Source organism: Acidovorax sp. DMC1, from assembly GCF_056314325.1.
Genome location: NZ_JBQUYO010000001.1, coordinates 130,735 through 150,599 on the forward strand (window position 1 = coordinate 130,735; position 19,865 = coordinate 150,599).

At 64.2% G+C, this 19,865-nt stretch carries 15 protein-coding genes; 6 read left to right on the forward strand and 9 right to left on the reverse strand.

The window, feature by feature from the left end; genetic code table 11:
• Positions 1-2 precede the first annotated feature (2 nt).
• The 3 genes from ACT531_RS00595 (at position 3) to ACT531_RS00605 (ending at position 4,441) form a co-directional block, all read left to right on the forward strand.
• A complete protein-coding gene (locus tag ACT531_RS00595) occupies positions 3-1,859 on the forward strand; it encodes an AMP-dependent synthetase/ligase (protein ID WP_476016118.1) in 1,857 nt (618 codons plus the stop codon).
• Between the two features lie 124 nt (positions 1,860-1,983).
• On the forward strand, positions 1,984-3,150 hold the full coding sequence (locus ACT531_RS00600) for an ABC transporter substrate-binding protein (RefSeq protein ID WP_476016119.1): 1,167 nt from the start codon (positions 1,984-1,986) through the stop codon (positions 3,148-3,150).
• Between the two features lie 127 nt (positions 3,151-3,277).
• On the forward strand, positions 3,278-4,441 hold the full coding sequence (locus ACT531_RS00605) for an acyl-CoA dehydrogenase family protein (RefSeq protein ID WP_476016120.1): 1,164 nt from the start codon (positions 3,278-3,280) through the stop codon (positions 4,439-4,441).
• 72 nt (positions 4,442-4,513) lie between these two features.
• Here ACT531_RS00605 and ACT531_RS00610 read toward each other — a convergent pair whose 3' ends face one another.
• Complete coding sequence (locus tag ACT531_RS00610; protein ID WP_225581100.1) at positions 4,514-4,816, reverse strand: hypothetical protein; 303 nt, start codon at positions 4,814-4,816, stop codon at positions 4,514-4,516.
• Between the two features lie 146 nt (positions 4,817-4,962).
• Between ACT531_RS00610 and ACT531_RS00615 the strand changes: the two genes are divergently transcribed.
• From ACT531_RS00615 to ACT531_RS00625, 3 genes are all read left to right on the forward strand, one after another.
• Positions 4,963-6,168, forward strand: coding sequence for an acetyl-CoA C-acetyltransferase (locus tag ACT531_RS00615; RefSeq protein WP_476016121.1), 1,206 nt, complete (start codon positions 4,963-4,965; stop codon positions 6,166-6,168).
• A 23-nt stretch (positions 6,169-6,191) separates the two neighbouring features.
• Complete coding sequence (locus tag ACT531_RS00620) at positions 6,192-8,363, forward strand: 3-hydroxyacyl-CoA dehydrogenase NAD-binding domain-containing protein (RefSeq protein ID WP_476016122.1); 2,172 nt, start codon at positions 6,192-6,194, stop codon at positions 8,361-8,363.
• 81 nt (positions 8,364-8,444) lie between these two features.
• Positions 8,445-9,887, forward strand: coding sequence for a P-loop ATPase, Sll1717 family (locus tag ACT531_RS00625; protein ID WP_476016123.1), 1,443 nt, complete (start codon positions 8,445-8,447; stop codon positions 9,885-9,887).
• Between the two features lie 207 nt (positions 9,888-10,094).
• Here ACT531_RS00625 and ACT531_RS00630 read toward each other — a convergent pair whose 3' ends face one another.
• Genes ACT531_RS00630 through ACT531_RS00665 form a run of 8 tightly spaced genes read right to left on the reverse strand, consistent with a single transcriptional unit; the run spans position 10,095 to position 19,849 of the window.
• A complete protein-coding gene (locus tag ACT531_RS00630) occupies positions 10,095-10,985 on the reverse strand; it encodes a beta-keto acid cleavage family enzyme (protein WP_476016124.1) in 891 nt (296 codons plus the stop codon).
• 18 nt (positions 10,986-11,003) lie between these two features.
• Complete coding sequence (locus ACT531_RS00635) at positions 11,004-12,152, reverse strand: acyl-CoA dehydrogenase family protein (protein ID WP_476016610.1); 1,149 nt, start codon at positions 12,150-12,152, stop codon at positions 11,004-11,006.
• Between the two features lie 29 nt (positions 12,153-12,181).
• A complete protein-coding gene (locus ACT531_RS00640) occupies positions 12,182-14,116 on the reverse strand; it encodes an acetyl/propionyl/methylcrotonyl-CoA carboxylase subunit alpha (RefSeq protein ID WP_476016125.1) in 1,935 nt (644 codons plus the stop codon).
• Positions 14,113-14,922, reverse strand: coding sequence for an enoyl-CoA hydratase/isomerase family protein (locus tag ACT531_RS00645; protein ID WP_436074460.1), 810 nt, complete (start codon positions 14,920-14,922; stop codon positions 14,113-14,115). The genes ACT531_RS00640 and ACT531_RS00645 overlap by 4 nt, the downstream gene beginning before the upstream one ends.
• A gap of 1 nt (position 14,923) precedes the next feature.
• Positions 14,924-16,102: an acyl-CoA dehydrogenase family protein gene (locus ACT531_RS00650; RefSeq protein ID WP_476016126.1), complete on the reverse strand. Its 1,179-nt coding sequence runs from the start codon at positions 16,100-16,102 to the stop codon at positions 14,924-14,926.
• Between the two features lie 53 nt (positions 16,103-16,155).
• Positions 16,156-17,286 carry a DNA alkylation repair protein gene (locus ACT531_RS00655; protein WP_476016127.1) on the reverse strand — a complete coding sequence of 377 codons (1,131 nt, stop codon included), beginning with the start codon at positions 17,284-17,286 and terminating at the stop codon, positions 16,156-16,158.
• A gap of 23 nt (positions 17,287-17,309) precedes the next feature.
• Entirely contained in the window at positions 17,310-18,923 is a 1,614-nt protein-coding gene (locus tag ACT531_RS00660; protein ID WP_476016128.1) for an acyl-CoA carboxylase subunit beta, read from the reverse strand.
• A complete protein-coding gene (locus tag ACT531_RS00665; protein WP_476016129.1) occupies positions 18,920-19,849 on the reverse strand; it encodes an SDR family oxidoreductase in 930 nt (309 codons plus the stop codon). The genes ACT531_RS00660 and ACT531_RS00665 overlap by 4 nt, the downstream gene beginning before the upstream one ends.
• Positions 19,850-19,865: the final 16 nt, after the last annotated feature.

Consider the following 19,865-nt stretch of genomic DNA (forward strand, 5'->3'; position numbering starts at 1 on the left):
AAATGTCTAACCTCTGGGACCTCGATCACATCCAGCCCGCAGGCACCGACGTGCTCGCGGGCGACACCATCGCCGCCATGTTCTGGAACGCCGTGGCCGAGCGCGGCCCGCGCGTGTGGATGCGCCAGAAGGAGCTGGGCATCTGGAAGAGCTGGACCTGGGACCAGACGGCCGAGGCCGTGCGCGAGATTGCAGGCGGCCTGATGTCGCTAGGCTTTGCGCCGGGTGAATGCGCGTCCATCCTGTCCAACACCAACATCGAATGGGTGCTGGCCGACCTGGCCGTGCTGAGCTGCGGCGGCGTGGCCAACGGCATCTACCCCACCGATGCGGCGGCGCAGGTGCACTACCTGTGTGAAGACTCGCGCACCACCGTGCTGTTTGTGGAAGACGACGAGCAGCTCGACAAGGCGCTGGAAGTGCGCGGTCAGTTGCCTCTCCTGCGCAAGGTGGTGGTGTTCGACATGGAAGGCCTGCGCAGCCTGAACGACCCCGATGTGCTGAGCCTGGCGGCCCTGCGCGAGCTGGGCCGCGCCTGGAATACACAACACCCCGACGCGCTGATGCAGCGCGTCAAGGCCTGCCGCCCCGAAGACCTGGCCATTCTGGTCTACACCTCGGGCACCACCGGCAAGCCCAAGGGCGCCATGCACACACACGGCGCGCTCACCTACACCGTGCGCGGCTACAACACACTCATCTCGCGCAGCGAGGCCGATGAGACCATGTGTTTTCTGCCGCTGTGCCACATCGCTGAGCGCATGGGCGGTGAATACTTTTCGCTCTACACCGGCGCGCGCCTGAACTTTGTGGAGAACCCCGACACCGTGCCCGAGAACGTGCGCGAGATCGCGCCCACAGTGTTCACTGCCGTGCCACGCGTGTGGGAGAAGTTCTACTCGGGCGTGATGATTGCCTTGAAGGAATCCACGCGGCTGCAGCAGGCGGCCTATGCCTGGTCGATTGGTGTGGGCACGCGCATTGCAGACCGTGTGCTGGCGGGCCAGCCCGTGGGTGGCCTGCTGAAGGCGCAGTTCATGCTTGCGCGCTTTCTGGCGCTGAACAATGTGCGCAAGCTCATCGGCATCCACCGCGCCCGCTTCCTGGTTACAGGGGCGGCGCCCATCTCGCCCGAGCTGGTGAAGTGGTACCTGGCCCTGGGCGTGCCCATGCTGGAGGTGTGGGGCATGACCGAGACCTGTGGCGCTTCCACGGGTGTGCCCGCCACCCGCATCAAGCCTGGCTCCATTGGCCCGGCAGCCAGCTACAACGAGGTGCGCATCGACCCCGCCACCGGCGAGATTCTGGTGCGCGGTCCCAATGTGTTCAAGGGTTACCTCAACCAGCCCGAGAAGACGGCCGAAACCATCGATCCCGACGGCTGGCTGCACACGGGCGATGTGGGCGCCATCGACGCCGATGGCTACCTGCGCATCACCGACCGCATGAAGGACATCATCATCACGGCGGGTGGCAAGAACATCACGCCCAGCGAGCTGGAAAACGAGCTTAAGTTCAGCCCGTATATCACCGATGCGGTGGTCATTGGCGACAAGCTGCCCTACCTCACGGTCATCATCATGATCGACCAGGAGAACGTGGAGAAGTACGCGCAGGACCAAGACGTGCCCTTCTCCAACTACGCCAGCCTGACCCGCACGCGCGAGGTGCAGGAGCTGATCCAGGGCGAGATCGACCGCGTCAACACCAAGTTCGCCCGTGTGGAGCAGATCAAGAAGTTCTTCCTGCTAGACACCCAGCTCACGGCCGAGGATGAAGAGCTGACACCCACCATGAAGCTCAAGCGCAAGCTGGTGCAGCAAAAGTACGCCCCCCAGATCGAGGCCATGTACCGGTAGGCGCGCGCGGCAAGCAACCACAGGCCACGCCCATCAGGATAGGGAAAGTGCTGGTGCCCCACCCCGGGCATCGTTCTATAACGAGCGATCGTTTTTGTTTCGATCCAACCGAAGGAGACGTGCCATGAAGTTTCATCACATCGCCGCGCTGGCCCTCGTGGCCATGGCCGGTGCCTCCGCCCAGGCGCAGCCCAGCCAGGGCGTGAGCAAGGACACCATCACGCTGGGCTCCATCCAGGATCTGTCAGGCCCGCTGGCCGGTTTTGGCAAGCAGGTGCGACTGGGCATGATGCTGCGCGTGGACGAGGCCAACGAGCAAGGCGGCGTGAACGGCCGCAAGCTGGACCTGAAAGTGGAAGACTCGGGCTACGACCCCAAGAAAGCCGTGCTGGCCGCGCAGAAGCTCGTGAACCAGGACAAGATCTTCATGATGGTGGCGCACATCGGCACGGCGCAGAACCTGGCCGCCATGCCGGTGCAGTTCAGCAAGAATGTGATCAACTTCTTCCCGGTGACGGCCGCGCGGGAAATGTACGAGCCCTTCCACAAGCTCAAGTATTCGTTTGCCGCCACTTACTACGACCAGATCCGCCTTGCCGCCCCCAAGCTCATCAAGGAAAAGGGCGCCAAGAAGATCTGCACCATCTACCAGGACGATGAATTTGGCCTGGAGGTGATGCGCGGGGGCGAGGCGGCACTCAAGTCCATGGGCATGGACTTCACCGAGAAGACCTCGTACAAGCGCGGCGCTACCGACTTCTCTTCACAGGTCGCCAAGATGAAGTCGTCCGAATGCGACTTCGTGATCCTGGGCACCATCATCCGCGAGACCATCGGCACGATCGGCGAGGCACGCAAGACAGGCTTCAACCCCACCTTCCTGGGCTCCAGCGCCGCCTACACCGACCTCATCCACAAGCTGGGCGGCAAGCCCATGGATGGGCTGTACGCCACCATGACGGTGCAACACCCCTACCTGGATGAAGCCAGCCAGCCCATCCGTTTCTGGGCCAACAAGTACAAGACCAAGTTCAACGAAGACCCCACCGTGTTCTCGGTCTACGGCTACAACGCCATCGACGCCTTCATCAAGGCGGCCCAGAAGGCGGGCCCCAATCTGAGCACCGACAGCTTCATCAAGGCCATGGACACCATGGTGATTCCGCCCGACATGTTCGGCAGCGCCGAGGGCACCTTTGGCCCACAAAAGCGCCTGGGCAGCGATCTTTCTCGCCTGTCGCAGATCACCGATGGCAAGTGGAAGGTGGTCTCCGACTACGTCAAGCCATGAGCGCCTGACCAGCCTCCTTCAAGCCGCCTTCGGGCGGCTTTTGCGTTTCAGGGGGTGCATCCGGGCTCAGTCGGTGGCAGAATTTAACCAAGCAGTAACTTTGCATAAATAACCTGGTTGCCCCACCATGATCGAACGCACCCTCTTCCAGCCCGACCACCAGGCCTTTGCCGACAGCTTTCGCCGCTTCATCGACAAGGAAGTGACGCCCCACCACGCCGCCTGGGAAGACCAGGGCTATGTGGCTCGCGAGGTGTGGAGCCAGGCGGGCGCCAACGGTTTTTTGTGCATGAGCCTGCCCGAGGAATACGGCGGCGCCGGGGCCGACAAGCTGTACTCGGTGGCGCAGATGGAAGAGCTGGCGCGTGCAGGCACCACGGGCATCGGCTTCGGCCTGCACAGCGAGATCGTGGCGCCGTACATCCTGCACTACGGCACCGAGGCGCAAAAACAAAAGTATCTGCCCCAGATGGCCAGCGGCGCCATGGTGGGCGCCATCGCCATGAGCGAGCCCGCTGCAGGCAGCGACCTGCAGGGCATCAAGACCACGGCCATCAAGAGCGCCGACGGCAGCCACTACGTTCTGAATGGCAGCAAGACGTTCATCACCAACGGCTGGCACGCCGACCTGGTCATCTTGGTCGCCAAGACCGACCCGGCGGCGGGAGCCAAGGGCACCAGCCTCTTATTGGTCGAGCGCGGCATGCCCGGCTTTGAGAAAGGCCAGCGCCTCAAGAAGATGGGCATGAAGGCGCAGGATACGTCCGAGCTGTTCTTCAACGACGTGAAGGTGCCCGCAGAGAATCTGCTGGGTGGCCCCGCCATGGAAGGGCGCGGCTTCATCTGCCTGATGGAGCAGCTGCCCTGGGAGCGCCTGCAGATTGCCATCACCGCCGTGGCTGCCGCCCAGGCTGCCATCGACTGGACGCTGGACTACGTCAAGCAGCGCAAGGTGTTTGGGCAGAGCGTGGCGTCGTTTCAGAACACCCGCCACACCCTGGCCGAGCTGCAAACGCAGGTGCAGGTGGCCCGCGTGTTTGTGGACAAGTGCTGCGAACTCATCGTGAAGGACCAGCTCGACACCGAGACCGCCAGCATGGCCAAGTACTGGACGACCGACCTGCAGTGCAAGGTGATGGACGAATGCGTGCAGCTGTTTGGCGGCTACGGCTACATGTGGGAATACCCCATCACCCGCGCCTACGCCGACGCGCGCGTACAGCGCATTTACGGCGGCACCAACGAGATCATGAAAGAAGTGATTGCACGTGCCATGGGCCTGGGCAAATAGCCGTATGCACCGCGCCATGAGCCACGCAAGGCACGACGCCCCTCACAACGGGCCAGCTGGCGTCGAATACCGTTACAGATACCAGGCGGCACGCGCTTCCTCAGGGCTGAGTGGCGCACCGGGGCGGCGGTCGGTCACATTCAGCCAGGAGCGCACACCCTGGCTGCCGCTCAGCGCGCGCATCAGCAGCAAGCCTGCGCCAATACCGCGTATGGCCGCCGAGCTGCGGCTGGGCGCCATGAATGCCGCCACCGCCAGCGCACTGGATGCTGCCAGCACAACATGGTGCTCCAGCGCAAACCCTTCGCGCGTGTCGTCGTACTCGATGGCGCTGCGCGCGATGCGCTGCAATGCAGGGGATGTATTTCGTTCCATAGCCAGAAATGTAGATAGCAACCGTCGAAAGATAGTGCAAAAACCCCTGCACCCGCGTCAGAAAGCACCTTGTAGCGGCGTGGGCCAGCCCAGCTGCTTCACCACGATACCCGCTTGAAGCTTAGAGAAACCACCGGAGACCATTCATGACCGAAGCCTATGTATTCGACGCGCTGCGCACCCCGCGCGGCAAGGGCAAGAAGGACGGCACCCTGCACGAGGTCAAGCCCATCGACCTGCTGGTGGGCCTGCTGACCGAGCTGCAAGCGCGCCACCGCTTTGATACCGCCGCAGTGGACGACGTGGTCATGGGCATCGTCTCTCCCGTGGGCGAGCAGGGCTCGGTGCTGCCCAAGGTGGCCGCGCTCAAGGCCGGGTGGGACTTTCGCTGTGCGGGCGTTCAGGTCAACCGCTTCTGCGCGTCGGGCCTCGAAGCCGTGAACCTGGCCGCACAAAAGGTGCGCAGCGGCTGGGAGGACCTGGTGGTGGCGGGCGGTGTGGAGAGCATGAGCCGCGTGCCCATCGGCTCCGACGGCGGCGCCTGGGCGCAAGACCCAGAGACCAACTCCGCCACGCTGTTCGTGCCCCAGGGCATCGGCGCCGACCTCATCGCCACGCTGGACGGCTACACCCGTGCCGATGTGGACGCCTTCGCGCTCGAATCGCAGCGCCGCGCCACCGCCGCGCGCGCGGCGGGGTATTTCAAGAATTCGGTCGTGCCCGTGCGCGACTTCATCGGCCAGACCATCCTGGCCGAAGACGAGTTCATCAAGCCCCAGACCACGCTCGAAGGCCTGGGCGCGCTCAAGCCATCGTTCGAGCAACTGGGCGGCATGGGCTTTGACGCCGTGGCGCTGCAGCGTTACCCGCAGGTGGAGCGCATCCACCACGTGCACCACGCAGGCAACTCGTCGGGCATCGTGGACGGCGCCGCAGCCGTGCTCATCGGCAACGAAGCCGCCGCCAAGGCCCATGGCCTCACGCCCCGCGCACGCATCGTGGCCACGGCGCTCAGCGGTGCGGACCCCACCATCATGCTCACCGGCCCGGTGCCGGCCGCCAAGAAGGCGCTGGCCCGTGCGGGCATGACCGTCGGGCAGATCAACCTGTTTGAAGTGAACGAGGCCTTTGCGGCCGTGCCGATGCGCTTCATGCGCGAGCTGGGCGTGCCGCACGACAAGGTCAACGTGAACGGCGGCGCCATCGCCATGGGCCACCCGCTGGGCGCCACGGGCGCCATGATCCTCGGCACCCTGATTGACGAACTGCACCGCCGGGGCCAGCGCTATGGCCTGGCCACGCTGTGCGTGGGCGGCGGCATGGGCATCGCAACGATTGTTGAACGCATTTGATGGACTGGGTAGGAGACAAGAACATGCAAACCATCCGCTACGAACTCATCCCCGCCCAGGGCACCGAAGGCCAGGTTGCCGTCATCACGTTTGACGAAGCCAACTCCCCCGTCAACACCATGTGCCGCCAGTGGCAGCAAGAGCTGGGCGAAGTCACCGCGCAGGTGCTGGGCGACCGCGAACGCCTGGGCGCAGCGCTCAAGGGCATCGTGCTCGCATCCGCCAAGACCAGCTTCTTTGCGGGCGCCGACCTCAAGGCCACCATGCGCCTGACACCTGCAGATGCTCCTGCCGTGTTCAGCGAAATCGAGCGCATGAAGAAGCACTTCCGCACGCTCGAAACGCTGGGCATTCCCGTGGTGGCTTGCCTGAACGGCGCGGCGCTGGGTGGCGGCTGGGAAGTGGCGCTGATCGCCCACTACCGCATCGCCGTGGCCGACTCCAAAATCCAGTTTGGCCTGCCCGAGGTGACGCTGGGCCTGATGCCCGGCGCCACCGGCGTGACCAAGATGACGCGCCTGCTGGGCCTGATGGGCGCGCAGCCCTACATCCTGGAAGGAAAGCTCTTCAACCCCGCCGAGGCGCTGGAGCTGCAACTGGTGCACGAGCTGGTCGCCACGCGCGAGCAACTGCTGCCCGCCGCCCTGGCCCACATCGCCAGCCACCCGCACGCGGTGCAGCCGTGGGACGACAAGAACTACAAGATGCCCGGCGGCACGCCCGCCAACCCCAAGATCGCGGGTGCCCTGACGGTGGCGCCCGCCATGCTCAAGAAGACCACGCGCGGCCGCTACCCCGCGCCCGAGGCGGCGCTGGCCGCCATGGTCGAAGGCGCGATGGTGGACTACGACACTGCCCTGCGCATCGAAAGCCGCTACCTCGCCCGCCTGATGACCGGCCCCGTCGCGCGCAACATGATCAATACGTTCTTCTTCGACATGAACGCGATCAAGAGCGGCAAGTCACGCCCTGGCTCGGCCCCACGCTACAAGCCGCAAAAGGTCGGCATCCTGGGCGCCGGCATGATGGGCGCGGGTATCGCCTGGGCCCAGGCCAGCCGGGGCATCGCCACCGTGCTCAAGGACGTGAGCGTGGAAAAGGCTGAGGCCGGCAAGGCCTACAGCGCCAAGCTCACCCAGGCCCGCGTGGACAAGGGCCGCATGACGGCCGAGGCGCAGCAGGCGCTGCTGGCCCGCATCACGCCCACGGCCAGCGCGGCCGACCTGGCGGGCTGCGACCTCATCATCGAAGCCGTGTTTGAAAGCCGCGACCTGAAAGCCAAGGTCACGCAAGAGGCCGAGCCTCAGCTCGCACCCGGCGGCTTCTTCGCCAGCAACACCTCCACCCTGCCCATCAGCGGCCTGGCCACGGCCAGCAGCCGACCCGAGAAGTTTGTCGGCATCCACTTCTTCAGCCCCGTGGACAAGATGAAGCTGGTGGAGATCATCCGCGGCAAACAGACGGACGACGAAACCGTGGCCCGCGCGTTCGACTACGTGCAGGCCCTGGGCAAGGTGCCCATCGTCGTCAACGACTCCCGCGGCTTCTACACCAGCCGCACCTTCGGCACCTTTGTGATGGAAGGCGCCGCCATGCTGGGCGAAGGCATCCCCGCCGCCGCGATTGAAAACGCCGCCATGCAGGCCGGCCTGCCCGTAGGCCCGCTGGCCGTGCTGGATGAAACCGCGCTGACCCTGAGCGTGCACGTGCTGGACCAGACCCGTGCCGACTACGCGGCCGAAGGCAAAACCTACACCGCCACGCCCGGCGAGCTGCTGGTGGAGCGCATGGTCAAGGAGCTAAAACGCCCTGGTCGCGCCGGTGGCGGCGGCTTTTACGACTACCCCGCAGGCGCCAAGAAGCACCTGTGGCCGGAGCTGAAACCTCTGTTCGAAAAGCCCGGCGTGGAGTGGAGCGTGCAGGAGATTCAGGACCGCCTGCTCTACCGCCAGGCCATCGAGACTGCGCGCTGCCTGGCCGAGGGCGTGCTGACCAGCGTGCATGACGCGAACATCGGGTCGATTTTTGGGATTGGGTTTCCGGCGTGGACGGGGGGAGCGATGCAGTTCATTTACGGGATTGGCGTTCAAACTTTCTGGCAGCGGGCCAAGCAACTGCATCTTCAGTATGGGTCAGGCTTCCGAGCAGACAATGAACTAGAGGTTTTCGTGGAAACGTTAGCGCCCACCTACTGAAAAGCGTAAGAATTGTTAGTCACTTTTCTATATTTCATGCTAAAACTAGTGTGGCAATCGCCAACCAGATAATTTCAGCCCATGACTTTTACAAACATTGAATTTGGACGGACTTCAGGTGAAGCAGAAGCTGCGGAATTGCCACATCTAATTGCGGACGGATATTTCGATCCGAATTTTCTATCCCCACTTTTATCGAGAAAAAAGTGGCTGGTATTAGCCAGAAAGGGAGCGGGGAAATCCATACTTGGCGAAAAAATTAAGCAAGTAGCATCTAGCACGGTGAATAAGACATCAGTTGTACTGACGCATTTAGCGGATTTCCCGTACAGAGCATTCTCCCAACTGATGCCATCAACAGTAGAGAAAGCTTCACGGTATCCCGCATCTTGGTCTTGGCTATTATGTTTACAAATAATTGATGCGCTAACCGCCCACCCAGGAGCAGTTCGACCTCTGAATATTGATTCAAATGAAGCTATTGGACAGCTACGAGCACTGGGATTACTCCCCACGGCAGATCTTCAGCAACTAGTTGTTCGATCATCAAAGTCAGGATTCAAAGCCAAAATACCAAAATTATTGGAATTTTTTTCAGAATCCAGCTCTTCAGACACTCCCTCCGACCTTGCTTTTCTCAACTTGGTATCGAGCTTAAAAGAATTAATCTCCAACTACTCTTTCGAAGGCACTCAATATTTAGTAATTGATGGACTGGACGACATTCTCACCAAAGAAGCGATCCAATACGAAACCCTTTCAGCCCTCGTTTTCGAAACATCACGGTTAAACGCATTTTTCAAAAGCAATAACCTGCCAATATGGATAATCATCCTGTGTCGCACAGACATATACGAAGTGCTCCCTGGCGCGAACAAAAATAAAATTCGTCAAGACTCCTCTTTAGAAATTGATTGGTATCCACCTTCTGGAGAGGTTGAACAATCTAAACTTGTAGATCTCGCAAACCTGCGAGGCAAACTCTCCCTCGGCAGAGATATAGATATTTTTCAAGAATTCATGCCCAAGTTAATGGATCATGGAGTTGCAACAAAAAAATATCTAGCAGACCTCACTCGACACACCCCTAGAGATTTCATCGCGCTATTGAATCACATTCAAAGATTTTCAAAAGGTGCGACTCTTACAAGACATGAAATTCTCGACGGTACAAAGTCATACTCGGAGAAATATTTCCTACCGGAAATCAAAGATGAACTTGTCGGCTACGTGAGCCCCCGTGAGCTAGAGATATTTTTGAATGCGGTAGGCGAAATTCATGAAAGAGCTTTCACTTCAGAAAAACTGGAGACCGTAGCACTTCCTCTCGGGCTGCAGAAGGCGAAATTAGATGTTCTTCTTCATGCACTATTCTCAGCCAGCGCAATCGGAATGACATGGCGAGATAGAAGCTCTCGACAAAACAAGTTTGAGTTCAAATTTCGCAATCCAAACTCAAACTTTAACAGCTCCAGGACTATCGTTCTTCACAAAGGACTTTGGAAAGCGCTTAATGTGACCTAGTAGATTTAAATAAATGCAGCGAGGCAGATAGAACAATATAACATTCCCTCCAAGACTCGAAAATAAACTTCAATAATGCCAAATCAATCCGAATACTAGCTCCGCGTAGCACGTGCATTTTTTACAGATTGCTTTTTTTGCGATTTAATTCAATATCTTTCAATGAGACATTTGCGAGCAATTCAACTTACCACGATATGTAATATCCTAGAGGTTTTCCTTTAACCCCAACATTCCCCGCGCCTCCTGCGGCGAAGCCACCTCCCGCCCCGCATTCCGCGCGTACTCGGCCAGCTTCTCAATCAACGGCCCGTTCGAATCCGCCTTGGTCCCATCCGGCAGATAGAACGTGTCCTCCAGCCCCGTACGCAAATGCCCACCCAGTTCGGCCACGCGCTGGTGTACGGGCCAGATCTCGCTGCGGCCGATGACGGTGGCTTGCCAGGGGGCGTCCTTGATTTTCAGCTTGAGCAGGATGGGCAGCAGGTCCGGGTCCGCAGGCATGCCGGATTCGACGCCCATCACAAAGTTGTATTCGGGCAGGCGCTCGGTGTACATGCCGGTCTGCACATACATCTCCACGCAGCGCACGATGCCCACGTCGAAGCATTCGAACTCGGGCAGCGTGCCGGTCTCCAGCATCACGTCGATGAAGTCCTTGACCTTGGCGGGCTGGTTGTCGAACAGCATGGGCGGCCAGGCCCAGGTGCCGTTGCTGCGCACCTTCAGGTAGTTGAGCGAGCCGGCGTTGCACGCGGCCATCTCGGGGCGGGTGGCGCGCAGGCAGTCGAGCGGGCCCTGGTAATTGGGGCCGACCACGCCGGTGGTCTGGTTGATGATCAAACCGGGGCACGCCTCGCGCATGGCTTGCACGCAGTCGCGCGCGACCTGCGGGTCCCAGCTGGGCAGGTGGCCCTTGCCGGGCTCCTGGTTGCGGAAATGCACGTGGACCACGGCGGCGCCTGCGTCGTAGGCGCGGTAGGCTTCTTTGGCCAGTTGCTCGGGCGTGACGGGCACATGGTGCTGGCCGGGGTCCGTCAGCACGCCGGTGATGGCGCAGGTGATGATGGCTTTGTTGCTGGGGTCGGTGCTGTGCATGGGGCCTGTCTCCTTCATTCAAATGCCGAGCTGCTTGGCAGCCAGGTCTTTCATGATTTCTTCCGCACCGCCGCCGATCATCATGACCTTGACCTCGCGGTAGATGCGCTCGCTGACGGTGCCGCGCATGTAGCCCATGCCGCCCAGGATCTGCACGGCCTGGTCGGCGCAGAACTGCATGGTTTGGGTGGCGTGGTTCTTCAACATGCACACCTGCGCGACCCAATCGGGGCCAGTGCGCCCCGCGTCGGCCTGCGCAGCCACGGATTCGCACCACGCGGCGGTGGACTGGACGCGCATCTGCATGTCCACCAGCTTGTGGCGGATGACCTGGTGCTCCACCAGCGCGGCGCCAAAGGTCTTGCGCTGGCGGGCCCAGGCCAGGGCCTCGTCGTAGCAGGCTTCGGCAAAGCCCAAAGCCGATGCGGCCAGGCCAAAGCGCTCGCCGTTGAAGTTGGCCATGATGATCCGAAAGCCCGCGCCCTCTTCGCCCAGCAGGTAGCGCGCAGGCACGCGCACGTTGTCAAACCGCAGGTGGGCGGTGTCAGAGCAGAGCCAGCCCATCTTGTCGAGCTTGCTGCGCGACAGGCCTGCACTGTGGCCCGGCATGAGCAGCATCGATATGCCGCCACTGCCCTTGCTGCCTGCTTCTCCCGTTCTGACAGCGACCGTGATCCAGTCCGCGCGCATGCCGGAGGTGATGAACACCTTTTCGCCGTTGACGATGTAGTCATCGCCCTCGCGCCGCGCGGTGGTCTTGAGCTGCGCCACGTCGGACCCGCCCCCGGGCTCGGTGATGGCCAGCGCGGCAATCTGATCGCCCGCCAGCACCGGCGGGATGACCTCGGCACGCACAGCATCGCTGCCTTGCGCCAGCACGGGCGGCAGGCCGATGTTGTGCGACAGCAGACTAGCCAGCACGCCGCCGCTGGCGCCGTGGCGGCTGAGCGCGCGCCACAGCGGCATGCGCAAGGCGTAGCTGGCAGGGGTGCCGCCGTACTCGTCGGGGTAACCCAGACCCAGCAGGCCCAGGTCGGCCGCGCGGCGGTACAGGCTGCGAGGGAATTCACCGGCCGCGTCCCACGCGTCCACATGCGGGGCGATCTCGGTGCGGGCAAAGCGGGTGACGGTGTCGGTGAGCGCGGTGCGCTCTGCATCGCCCGCCATCGCTGCGGCGGTGGAGTCGGTCATGGCCGTCATGCGGGTGCTCCTTGTGTGGCGGGGGTAAAGCGGGCCAGCACCTGGCCGGGAGACACCTGCTGGCCGGGGGCCACCAGCAGCTCGGCCACGGTGCCGGCGGCTGGGCTGGCCAGGCTGTGTTCGAGCTTCATCGACTCGATGACCACCACGGTGTCGCCCGCCGCCAGCGCCTGGCCTGCCGCCACGGGCAGCGCGACCACCTTGCCGTTGAAGGGGGCGCGCAGCTCGGTGGCGCCGCCGACGGCGCCCGCGCGGGCTGCCGGCTCCCACGATGCGTCTTCCACCCAGCCGTCCACGCCGCCGGTTTGCCAGTGCCAGCGCCTCGGGCCCACCGCCACGCAATGCACACCGCGCTGGGGCAGTTGCAAGGTCACAGGTTCTGCCCCGGCCTGCTCCACTTGCAGCCGCCCACCGCCCAACTCCCGCACGGCCACTGCATGCACCTGGCCCTCGTGGCGCAGGCGCATCGGGCGGGCGAGCGCACAGGGCAGATCGGACGACATTTTTGAAGAACAAATGGCCCCTACCGCGCATTGGATAAGCGCTTTAAGCTCTTTTTTTAATAGCAATTCTTGCAAATCTGCGGCATGTGCGGCCAGGAACGGCACCAGCGCCTGCCCGCTGGCGAACACCGGATGCTGCAGGCACGCCGCCAGAAACGCGCGGTTGGTGCGAAGACCCAGCACGCGGGTGCCCTGCAGCGCGCGGACCAGCGCGGCGATGGCCTGGGCCCGCGTGGGCGCGTGCACGATGAGCTTGCCCAGCATGGCGTCGTAGTGGGGGGTGACCTCGGCGCCCTCCTCCAACACATGGTCAAAGCGCAGCGCGCCGGGCGCGGCGCGTTCAAACGCGGTGGCTGGTGGCGCGGCGAACTGCAGCACGCGGCCGGTGTGGGGGCGAAAGTGCGCGTCTTCGGCACACAAGCGCACCTCGATGGCGTGGCCTTGCAGGTGCACCTGGTCTTGCGCGAGCGGCAGCGGCTCGCCCCGCGCCACGCGGATTTGCCACTCCACCAGGTCCAAGCCGGTGAGCGCTTCGGTCACCGGGTGCTCCACCTGCAGGCGGGTGTTCATCTCCATCAGGTAGAAGTCTTCACCATCCAGCAGAAACTCCACAGTGCCCGCGCCTACGTAGCCAGCCGCCTGCGCCAGCGCAACGGCGCAGGCGCCCATGCGCTCGCGCAGCGCAGCGTCCACTGCGGGGCTGGGTGCCTCTTCAATGATCTTCTGGTGGCGACGCTGCACCGAGCAATCGCGCTCACCCAGGTGGATGCACGCACCGTGGGCGTCGGCAAAGACTTGCACCTCCACATGGCGCGGCTGCAGCAGGGCGCGTTCGATCAGCAGGTCGCCACAGCCAAAACCCGCCAGCGCTTCGGACCGGGCGCTGGCGAGCGCAGCAGACAACTGGGCGAGGTCGGTGACCAAGCGCATGCCGCGCCCTCCCCCACCGGCCACAGCCTTGACCATGAGGGGTGTGCCAATGCGCGCGGCCTCGGCGGCAAAACGCTCGTCGCTCTGATCCTCCCCCGCGTAGCCAGGCAGGCAGGGCACGCCATGCGCCTGGGCCAGCGCCTTGGCCCCGGCCTTGCTGCCGAGTGCACGGATGGCAGCAGGTGGCGGGCCGATCCAGGTCAGGCCCGTATCCACCACCGCCTGGGCGAAGTCGGCGTTCTCGCTGAGGAAGCCATAGCCGGGGTGCACGGCATCGGCGCCGGTGGCTCGCGCTACGGCCAGCAGCTTGTCGATGCGCAGGTAGGTGTCCGCGCTGGCTGCGCCGCCCAGCGCGACGGCCTGAGTGGCTTCGCGCACATGCAGGGCGTTGGCATCGGGGTCGGAATAGACCGCGACCGTTTCGATGCCCACGCGGTGGGCGGTGTGGATGATGCGGCGGGCGATCTCTGATCGATTCGCTACGAGTATCTTTTTCATGGCTTCGCACTCCAGGGCGGCGCCTTGCGTGCCGCAAACGCAGCCAGACCTTGCGGCGCCTCGGACCCGCGCAGCGCCTGCGCAAAGGCGATGGCGGCCTCATCCAGCAGCGCAGGCAACGGCGTCTCGGGCTGTGCCAGCAACAAACGTTTGGTAGCGGCCACGGCCTGCGGCGCAGCGACGGCATGGCGTCCGATGGCGGCTTGCATAGCAGCCTCCATGTCGCCACTCACCACCTCATCGACCAGCCCCGCGATTTGAGCTTTCGCGGCATCCCAGCGCTCGCCCGTCAGCAGACAACGCCGCGCGGCAGACGGGCCAAGGCGCCGCACCACAAAGGGCGCGATCTGCGCAGGCACGATGCCCAGCGTTACCTCGGGCGTGGCGAACTGCGCGCTTGTGTGGGCCAGCACATGGTCGGCACAGCAAACGAGCCCAAAGCCGCCCCCCATCGCCGCGCCCTCCACCGCCACGATGAGCCACTGCGGCAGCGCACACAGGGCCTGCAGCAGCGCGCCAAAGCGGCGGTTCAGGGGCACCAGCGGGTCGGCTTCGCCGGCAGCCAGGGGCTGGCCAATGGTCTTGGCAAAGCCGCCCAGGCTGCCACCCGCGCAAAAGTGGCCGCCCGCGCCGCGCAGCACCACGCCTCGCAGGTCGGCATCGGTTGCAGCCCGCTCACACGCGGCTATCAAACCGTCAACCACCGCCTCGGACAGCGCATTGCGGCTGGCCGGGTCGTTGAGCGTCCAGGTTTCCACACAGCCGCTGGCCAGCGGCGCGCGGTCGATCAACAGCGAATCAGCCATGTCAGTGCGCGGGCCGCTTGGCGATGCCCATGAGCTTGGACAGGATGCCCAGCATTACCTCGTCGGCCCCGCCGCCGATGGACGCCAGCCGCCCGTCGCGGTACATGCGCGAGACCTTGTTCTCCAGCGTGAAGCCCATGCCGCCCCAGAACTGCAGGCAGGTGTCGGGCACCTCACGGTTCAGGCGGCCGGCCTTGAGCTTGGCCATGCTGGCCAGCTCCAGCACGTCCTGCCCGTTCACGTACAGGTCGCAGGCGCGGTAGGTGAGCGCGCGCAGCGCTTCCACCTCGGTCTTGAGTTCGGCCAGCTTGAACTGCACCCACTGCTGGTCGGCCAGCGTGCTGCCAAACAGCTTGCGCTCCTGCGCGTAGTCGATGGTCCACTGGATGCAGTGGTTCAGCGATTCCAGCGTGCTGGCGGCGCACCACAGGCGCTCTTCCTGGAACTGCTGCATCTGGTAGATAAAGCCCTGCCCTTCGGCACCGATGCGATAGCGCTGCGGCACGCGCACCTCGTCAAAGTAGATCAGGCCCGTGTCGCTGCTGTGCATGCCGATCTTGCGGATCTTTTGCGCCACCTCGATGCCCTTGGTGAGCTTGCCGCCGGGCCCGTCGCGCATGGGCACCATCACCAGGCTTTTGTTCTTGTGCACGGGGCCTTCACCCGTGTTGACCAGCATGCACATCCAGTCGGCCTGCAGGCTGTTGGTGATCCACATCTTCTGGCCGGTGATCACGTAGTCATCACCATCCTTGCGGGCCACGCTCTTGATGCCGGATACATCGCTGCCCGCCGCAGGCTCGCTCACGCCGATGCAGCCCACCATGTCACCCGCGATGGCCGGGGCCAGAAACTGGCGCTTGAGTTCTTCGCTGCCGTAGCGCGCCAGCGCCGGGGTGCACATGTCGGTCTGCACACCAATGGCCATGGGCACGCCACCACAGTGGATGTGGCCCAGCGCCTCGGCCATGGCGAGGCTGTACGAATAGTCCAGCCCCTGGCCGCCGTATTCCTCGGGCTTGCACAGGCCCAACAGGCCCAGGTTGCCCATCTTCTTGAAGACCTCGTGCGCGGGGAAGATCTCGGCCGCTTCCCACTCGTCCACGTGGGGGTTGATCTCTTCGTCGATGAAGCGCTTGAGGGTCTTCTGGATCTCGCGGTGCTCGTGCGTGAACTGCATGGTGCTTGTCTCCTGCTGTTGCGTTTGTGTGTTGGTGTGCCTGCAAACCTCGATCACGAAAGCTGAAACTGCCCCAGCGGCTGGGGCCGCCCGTTGAGCACCAGCTCCACCTGGTGCGCGCCGGGGTAGTGGGTGCGTGTGGTCATCTGCTGCAGCGACAGCGTCTTGCCCACCGCCACGGTGGCGCCGGGCGGTATGTCCAGCGTCTGCAGCTTGAACACCTTGGGCGCCGCGCCGCCGTGGGCCTTGACGTAGTGCACCTTCAGGTCGGCCAGCACGCGCTGGGCCTGGGGTGTGGGGTTGTGCAGCTCGGCCTCGATGCGCACCTTGTCGCCAATGCGCGCGCGGGCGGGCAGCACGCGCGCGGACCGCACGTCCAGCGCCACGGCATGGCCCACGCCCAGGGCATCGAGCGCAGCGGCGTCGCCCCGTTTGATGAGAAAGCGCAGGCCGTGGCGCACCAGGGCTTCACGCGGGGCGGGTGCGCCCTGCAGCCAGGTGCGCGCGGTGCCCACGGCCAGGTCGGGGTGATCCTTGGCGATATCGCCCAGGTGGTTGGCCACGGAGCGACGCACGTAGGACGATGGGTCGTCCTTGAGCGCATCGAGCAACGGCAGGGCCAGTTGCGGGTTGTTCTGGAATGCAGGCAATCGCGGCGCCCAGGGCAGGCGGGGCCGCGTGCCTTCGCTCACCAGGCGGCGCACATGGGCGTTGTCGTCGTGCGCCCAGTCACGCAGCCGCGCGAGCGTGGCCTGCTGGTGGTGCAGCAGATAGGGGCGTATGCAGAACTCGGCGGTAAAGCGCTGGGTGAGTGCATGCTGCGCAGCCATCGCTGCCTCGAAATGCTGCAGGCCGTGTGTGCCAATGTAGATGCTGTGCGGCAGGTAGAGGAAGGCGCTGTAGGGGCGGTCGCCCGCATCGGGCTCACCCACCGCATCGAGGCCCATGGGTGGGTCCATCGAATCGACCAGCACACCCAGCGCGCGCGGCACGTCCTGCGGCAGGTGGGTCTGCAGGGCCTGCGCAATGCGCTGGCCGCGCGCCATCAGCTCCAGCGATTCGTAGCCGGGCTCTACTAGCTGCAGAAATGCAGTGGGATCGAACTTGCGCCACGCGCGCCGCACCATGGCCGCGATGCGCGGGGGTACGGTGTCGTTCAGCAGGTATTTGAGAGGCTCGGCCATCGTGGAGATTGCGTGCGAAGCGCTTACATCCGCGCCACGCCAAAGCTCAGGGGCCGCAACGTGCGGGCCTGTGCCTCGGCGCAGGTGTCCAGGCAAAAGGCCAGCACGGCGCGCGTGTCGCGCGGGTCGATCACGCCGTCGTCCAGCAGCAGGCCGCTGGTGTAGAACGCATCGGCCTGGGCCTCGAACATGGCGACGATCTTGTCGAACTGGGCTTGCGACTCGGCCGGGTCGGGGGTGATGCCTTTGCGCGCCAGCGCTGCCTCGGTCACGATCTGCATCGTGCGCGCGGCCTGCTCGCCGCCCATTACGGCCGTCTTGGCGCCCGGCCAGCTGAACAGAAAGCGCGGCGCATAGCCCCGACCGCACATGCCATAGTTGCCCGCGCCAAAACTGGCGCCGCACTGGATGGTGATCTGTGGCACGGTGGCGTTGGTCACGGCCTGGATCATCTTGCTGCCGTGCTTGATCATGCCGCCCTGCTCGCTGTCCTTGCCCACCATGTAGCCCGTGGTGTTCTGCAGGTAGATGATGGGGTGGCCCAGCTGGCACATCCACTGGATGAAGTGGGTGGCCTTGTTGGCGCCCGCCACATCGATGGGGCCGTTGTTGCTGATGAAGCCCACGGCATGGCCCTGGATGCGCCCTTGCGCGCACAGGGTGGCGACACCGTAGCGCGCCTTGAACTCCAGCAGCTCCGAGCCATCCACCAGCCGCGCGATGACCTCGCGCATGTCCACAGGTTGGCGCAGGTCGGCAGACATCAGGGACAGCAGATCGTCGGCAGGCAAGGTGGGGCCGGGTGCGCTGGTTCGCGGGGGCATGTTCCACCCCAGCTGCGCGACCACATCGCGCGCCAGGCCAATGGCCTCGCGGTCGTCCTGCGCCAGGTATTCGCCCAGGCCCGAGACGGCGGTGTGCATCTCGGCCCCGCCCAGTTCTTCTTCCGTTGCGATCTCGCCCGTGGCAGCCTTGAGCAGCGGGGGCCCGGCCAGAAACGCGCGCGAGCGGCCCTGCACCATGATGACCACGTCCGACAGGCCGGGCATGTAGGCGCCGCCTGCGGTGCCCGAGCCGTGCTGCACGGTGATCACCGGAATGCCCGCCGCCGACAGCCGCGCGAGGTTGCGGAACAGCGTGCCACCGTGCACAAAGCCTTCGACGCGATAGCGCATGAGGTTGGCGCCCGCGCTCTCCACCAAGTGAATAAAAGGCAAGCGGTTTTGCAGCGCAATCTCCTGCACGCGCAGGATCTTTTCCAGGCCCATGGGCTGGATGGCACCGGCCTCGATGCCCGAGTCGCTGGCCACGACCATGCAGCGCACGCCACTGACAAAGCCGATGCCCGCGACCATGCCGCCACCAGGCACGGACTTCTCGGGGTCTCTCACGTCCTGCAGGTAGCCCGCCAGCGTGCAGAGCGGCAACCAGGGCGCACCGGCATCCAGCAGCAGGGCCACACGCTGGCGCGGCAACAGCTGGCCGCGCTTTTCAAACTGGGGGAGCGACCGGGCCGAGGCGGCGGCGGCACGCTCTTCCAGCGCGCGCAGGGCATCCAGGCGGGCCTGCAGCGCCGCGCTGCGCTGCGTGGCCTCGGCGCTGCCTGGGTTGAATCGGGAGGTGAAGACAGCAGTCATGCGGCCTCGGTCTTGGGGGTGTGGGAAGGTGCAAACACCTGCGGCACCTGCGCCCGGTGAAAGCCGTCAAACGGCCGCACGGCCGGGTGTGCAGCGGCGGTGGCACCCGGCGGGCGCTGCGGCCAGCCCATGCGCACCTGGGGTCGGGCGCCGTCCACCCGCAACGTGGTGCCGCTGATGAAGCTGGCTGCCGGGCTGAGCAAAAAGATGATGGCCGCCGACACCTCGGCCTCGTTGCCAAAGCGGCCGAGCGGAACGGTGCGCGGCATGGCACGCAGCATGTCTGCCGCCTCGGGCGGGTAGTTGTCCATGCCGCTGGAGGCAATGTAGCCCGGCGCCACAGCGTTCACGCGCACACCGCTGTGCGCCCATTCGAGTGCAGCGGTTTCGGTGAAGCTGACCATGCCCGCACGCGCCGCGCCGCTGTGCCCCATGCCCGGCATGGAGCCCCACATGTCGGCCACGATGTTGACAATGGAGCCGCCATGCGATGCCATCCACTGCCGGTAGCACTCGCGCGCCATGAGAAAGCCGCCCGTGAGGTTGGTGTGCAACACGGCCTCCCAGCCCTTGGCGCTGATGGATTCGAGCGGCGCCATGAACTGCCCACCCGCGTTGTTGACCAGCGCATCGATGCGGCCCTGGGCAGCAAGGATCTGCTGCACCAGCGCGACCACACCTTCTTCTGAGCGGATGTCGCACACCTGGCATGACACGCGGCCGCCATCGGCGGTGATCTCTTCGGCCACGGCCAGCAGCTTGTCAGGCTTGCGCCCCACCAGCACCACGTGCGCGCCCAGGTGCGCGAGTTCGTGCGCCGTGCACCGGCCAATGCCCGAGCCGCCGCCGGTGACCACCACCACCTGACCCTGGAACAGGCCCGGAGCAAACACAGACTGGTAGGCGTTGCGCGCGGTGGGGGCCATGGTGGTTCCGCCTTGG